Source organism: Clostridium sp. DSM 8431, from assembly GCF_900116755.1.
GTDB lineage: Bacteria > Bacillota > Clostridia > Clostridiales > Clostridiaceae > Clostridium.
The window spans coordinates 1-4,988 of the sequence record NZ_FPBY01000219.1 but is presented as its reverse complement, the minus strand read 5'-3'; the positions used below and the strand labels follow the sequence as shown (position 1 = coordinate 4,988).

The following is a 4,988-nucleotide window of genomic DNA, read 5'->3' as shown; positions in this document are numbered from 1 at the left end:
AATTACATAAATAATATTCCGCGGTAGCTCAATGGTGGAGCACTCGGCTGTTAACCGATAGGTTGGAGGTTCGAGCCCTCTCCGCGGAGCCAATTGATTATAATAGCGATGTTTTACATCGCTTTTTTTGTATTTAAAAATAATTATGTAATATAACTTGACATATATTAGGGTTTTGATAAAATGAAATTATAATTTAATAAGCGCAATGATAAAGAGGAGTAGCTTTTGAGTTATTAAAGAGAGATGATGGCTGGTGTAAATCATTATAATGAACAAGTGAAGGGAGCTTTTGAGTGCTGATGATAGAAAGTTGGGCTTATGCCAAGAAGGGTGGAACCGCGGAATTTTTCGTCCCTTTGAGGTAGGGCTTTTTTTAATGCATAGGAAAGTATAAATTTTTTTGATGTTAAACACTGATTTTTCACTGGCTTTCTCATATGGAAGTTGTCAAATGCATTAAAAAATAATTGTAGATCGCAAAACAAAGCTGCTTCCTGCGCTGAAAAGCGTGGCGTCAGCCACTTTGTTCTTTATAAAATTTTTTGTATGGAGGTATTTTACAATATGGCAGTAGAAAAAACAATGGACAAAATAGTAGCTCTTTGTAAAAACAGAGGGTTTATATTCCCAGGATCAGATATATACGGAGGTTTAGCAAACTCATGGGATTACGGCCCATTAGGAGTTGAATTTAAGAACAACGTTAAAAGAGCTTGGTGGAAAAAATTTATTCAAGAAAGTCCTTATAATGTAGGTGTAGATGCAGCTATATTAATGAATAGAGAAGTATGGGTTGCAACTGGACACGTTGGAGGATTCTCAGACCCATTAATGGACTGTAAAGAATGTAAATCAAGATTTAGAGCTGATAAATTAGTTGAAGATTACATGACTGAACATGGTGCAGAAGTAGCTTCAGCAGATGGATGGTCTAATGAACAATTAAAATCATACATCGAAGAACATAATATAGTATGTCCTAAGTGCGGAAAGTTAAATTACACAGACATAAGAAGCTTTAACTTAATGTTCAAGACTCATGCTGGTGTAACTGAAGATTCTAAAAATGAAATTTATTTAAGACCAGAAACAGCACAAGGTATCTTTGTTAACTTTAAACAAGTTCAAAGAACTACAAGAAAGAAAGTACCATTTGGTATAGGCCAAATTGGTAAGTCATTCAGAAATGAAATTACACCTGGTAACTTTACTTTCAGAACAAGAGAATTCGAACAAATGGAATTAGAATTCTTCTGCAAACCAGATACAGATTTAGAATGGTTCTCATACTGGAAAGATTACTGCTGGCAATTCTTAATGAACTTAGGAGTTAATAAAGAAAACTTAAGATTCAGAGATCATGAAAAAGAAGAATTATCATTCTATTCAAAGGCTACTTCAGATATAGAATACTTATTCCCATTTGGATGGGGAGAACTTTGGGGTATAGCAGATAGAACTGACTATGACTTAAAGAGACACCAAGAACATTCAGGACAAGATATGAGCTATTTAGATCCAACAACTAATGAAAAATATATACCATACTGTATAGAACCATCATTAGGAGCTGATAGAGTTGCATTAGCATTCTTAGTGGATGCATATGATGAAGAAGATTTATCAACTGAAGATAAGAAAGATTCAAGAGTTGTTATGCACTTCCATCCGGCATTGGCTCCATATAAAGCTGCTGTATTACCTTTATCAAAGAAATTATCTGATAAAGCGTTAGAAGTTTACACAGAATTAAGTAAGAAGTTCAATGTTGAATTCGATGAAACAGGAAGTATAGGAAAGAGATATAGAAGACAAGACGAAATTGGAACTCCATACTGTATAACAATTGACTTCGATACAGAAAATGATGAATCAGTTACTATTAGAAATAGAGATACTATGGAACAAGAAAGAATTAAAATTTCTGAGTTAGAATCTTATATTGCTAAGAGTTTAGAATTTTAATTTGAGAAAAAGCGAAGTTATTATAAACTTCGCTTTTGTTTGTATCAGTAGTATTTGTTCAATAAAATGGATATAATAAGTTTTACAATAATATAATTAAACGTATATTTTTATTTAGTAAACATGGAGGCGGAGATATAAATGAAAAAGGATTTTAATGAATTTAAAAGCTTTATAAAAGATAAAAAGGTAGGGGTAGTTGGAATTGGTGTTTCTAATATTCCTCTAATTAAGTTTTTAGTAAAGCTTGGTGCAGAAGTTACTGCTTTCGATAAAAAAGATGAAGAAGCCCTTGGAAGTATAGTTCCTGAATTTAAAAGTCAAGGAGTTAAGTTTGAATTAGGAGAAGGATATTTAGATAGATTAACAGGTTTTGATGTTATCTTTAAGACTCCTTCTATGAGAATAGATTGCGATGCCTTAGTTAGAGCTTCTAAAGAAGGTACATATATTACATCTGAAATGGAAGAGTTTGTGAAGTATTGTAAAGGTAAAGTATATGCTGTGACAGGTAGTGATGGAAAAACAACTACAACAACTATAATTTCTAAACTTCTTATGGAAGAAGGATTTAAGACATGGGTTGGAGGAAATATAGGTACACCTCTATTTGCTCAAATAGAAGAAATTGAAAAGGATCATATGGTTGTTCTTGAACTTTCAAGTTTTCAACTTATGACAATGAAAGAAGAAATAGATGTAGCAGTTTGTACTAATCTTGCTCCAAATCATTTAGATATGCATAAAGATATGCAAGAATATATTGATTCAAAGAAAAATATATTCTTATACCAAACTTCAAAAGACATTTTAGTTGTTAATAGAGAAAACGACATAACATATGGTTTTGAAAAGGAAGCAAAAGGTGAAGTTAGAGAATTCTCATCAAAGAGAGTTATTGAAAATGGTGCATATTATCAAGATGGTACTTTATATCTAGAAGGAAAAGAAGTATGTAAGAAGGATGATATAGTAATTAAGGGGATGCATAATGTAGAAAACTATCTTGCTGCTTTTGCTGCTACAAAGGATGATGTATCTGTTAAATCTATGAAGGATGTTGCAGAAACATTTTCAGGTGTAGAACATAGATGTGAATTAGTTAGAGAAATTGATGGTGTTAAATATTATAATGACTCAATAGCATCAAGTCCTACAAGAACATTAGCTGGGTTAAGAGCCTTTGATAAGAAGGTTATAATCATTGTGGGAGGATATGATAAGCATATTCCATTTGAACCTTTAGCAAAGGAAGGATACCCATATATAAAAGAATTAATATTAATGGGAGACACTAAAGATAAGATTAAAGAAGTGTTTGATAAGCTTCAAGAAGAAAAAAGAGTAAAGGTTAATATGCATATTGTAAATAGCCTTGAAGAAGCAGTTAATAAGGCTAAGGAATTAGCTGTTTCAGGAGATGTTGTAACATTGTCTCCAGCATGTGCTTCTTTTGATATGTTCCCTAACTTTATGGCAAGAGGAGAAGCCTTTAAAGATATAGTTAAAAAGTTATAAAAATAAAAAACAGCATCAGTTTTGAAGACTGGTGCTGTTTTTTAAAATTATTTATTTGCAGAAATAAAGTAAGGATTGTTTACATCAATTCCTTTTTGAACAAATATTCCTGATTGAGTTGGATAATATTCATTTATACTATCTGAAGATAGTGGTGTTAATTTATATTCATTCTGATCAATTGTAGTTGCTGGATTAATTGTTATTTCTAGATTACATAGTTTGTTTGAAGAATCTAATACATATATTGAACCATTAGAAACCTTTAAATCTGTTATGCTTAATGTTGTATACTTTTTAGAATCTAAAGTTGTAGGGTCTACAATGTATAAGTTGTTATTATCATCAGAGTTAATGGTTAATAATTGAGATGAATATCCTGCAAAACTATTAACTGAATAATCTGTTACCTTTTCTTTTCCTGTTCCATCAATTGAAACTCTATATAATTTAGAATTATCGCTTAAGTTTTGATATAGTATAAAATTATTATTTACAATATATTTTCCAACGTTATCTGAAGTTAAGCGTAAATCTTTCTTTGAATTTATATCATATTTATATAATTTCCTACTACTTGTATCTGTATCTGGTATATCTAAATAAAAAATTGATTCATTATTCAATACTGTTACATCATGAGCATGTCTATTATTTAGCTTAGTATAACTTTTGTCTGCTATATTAATAGATGCTAGGTTAGATGAACTAGATTGATCTCCAAAGTAAATCAGATTATTTGATGAAGCTATGCTAGTTGCAGAATAATTGAAAAAGTCTGCCACATCATTTTCCTTTATAGTTCCTTTGGGAAAAGGTTCATTTAGAATGGATATTCTGTTGTTGTTTTGCCAGTTGGTAAATAATAAAGAAGTTCCATTCATAATAAAGGAAGAAGGTTCTAAATTGTCATCATTTAATACTAAAGGTGCAAAGGCTTCGACAGAAGAACTTGAAGCTTGCATATTTATTGATGTTGGTTCTTCTTTTTTAGAAGATGTAGTGCTTTTATCAGAGCAGCTCACAAGAGTGAGTGTTGTAATAGCGACGATAACTATTGATATTATTTTTTTCATGAGTTGAATCCTCCCGAGTAAATTCATAAATTTTATACCTATACATATAATATTAGTTTAAAAGGAATAAGTAGTAAAGTAGAAAATACATAAGGATAAAGGGATTAACTTATCCGGGTGTATCGATAGAAGATAAAGCTTGAAAATTTAAGTAAAATAAAGTATTGCTTGAATAATTTATCTATTTGAATAAAAATGTATAGTTATTAGATGTTTAAAAATGATATTATAATAAATGTCGTCAGGGACGGCAGTAATAAATCGAAAAACATTGAAAAAACAAACTTAAAAAAGTTGTTGACAATGAAGAGTAGAGATGTTATTATAATAAAGCGGTTGAGAGACAGCACAAATGATCTTTGAAAATTGAACAGATTTAGATAAAGTTAATAACCAGCAATTCTTTTATGAGTAAGTTTTTTGAGT

3 protein-coding genes and 1 tRNA gene are annotated in these 4,988 nt (G+C 30.6%); 3 read left to right on the top strand and 1 reads right to left on the bottom strand.

What is annotated here, in order from left to right:
• Window positions 1–17 precede the first annotated feature (17 nt).
• The 3 genes from BM384_RS15605 (at window position 18) to murD (ending at window position 3,486) form a co-directional block, all read left to right on the top strand.
• A tRNA-Asn gene (locus BM384_RS15605) sits at window positions 18–92 on the top strand.
• 475 nt (window positions 93–567) lie between these two features.
• Window positions 568–1,968: a glycine--tRNA ligase gene (locus BM384_RS15600; protein WP_090014970.1), complete on the top strand. Its 1,401-nt coding sequence runs from the start codon at window positions 568–570 to the stop codon at window positions 1,966–1,968.
• Window positions 1,969–2,109: 141 nt separating this feature from the next.
• On the top strand, window positions 2,110–3,486 hold the full coding sequence (gene murD, locus BM384_RS15595; RefSeq protein ID WP_090014968.1) for a UDP-N-acetylmuramoyl-L-alanine--D-glutamate ligase: 1,377 nt from the start codon (window positions 2,110–2,112) through the stop codon (window positions 3,484–3,486).
• A gap of 47 nt (window positions 3,487–3,533) precedes the next feature.
• Here the strand turns inward: murD and BM384_RS15590 are convergent, their stop codons facing one another.
• A complete protein-coding gene (locus BM384_RS15590; RefSeq protein WP_175537422.1) occupies window positions 3,534–4,562 on the bottom strand; it encodes a DUF5050 domain-containing protein in 1,029 nt (342 codons plus the stop codon).
• Window positions 4,563–4,988: the final 426 nt, after the last annotated feature.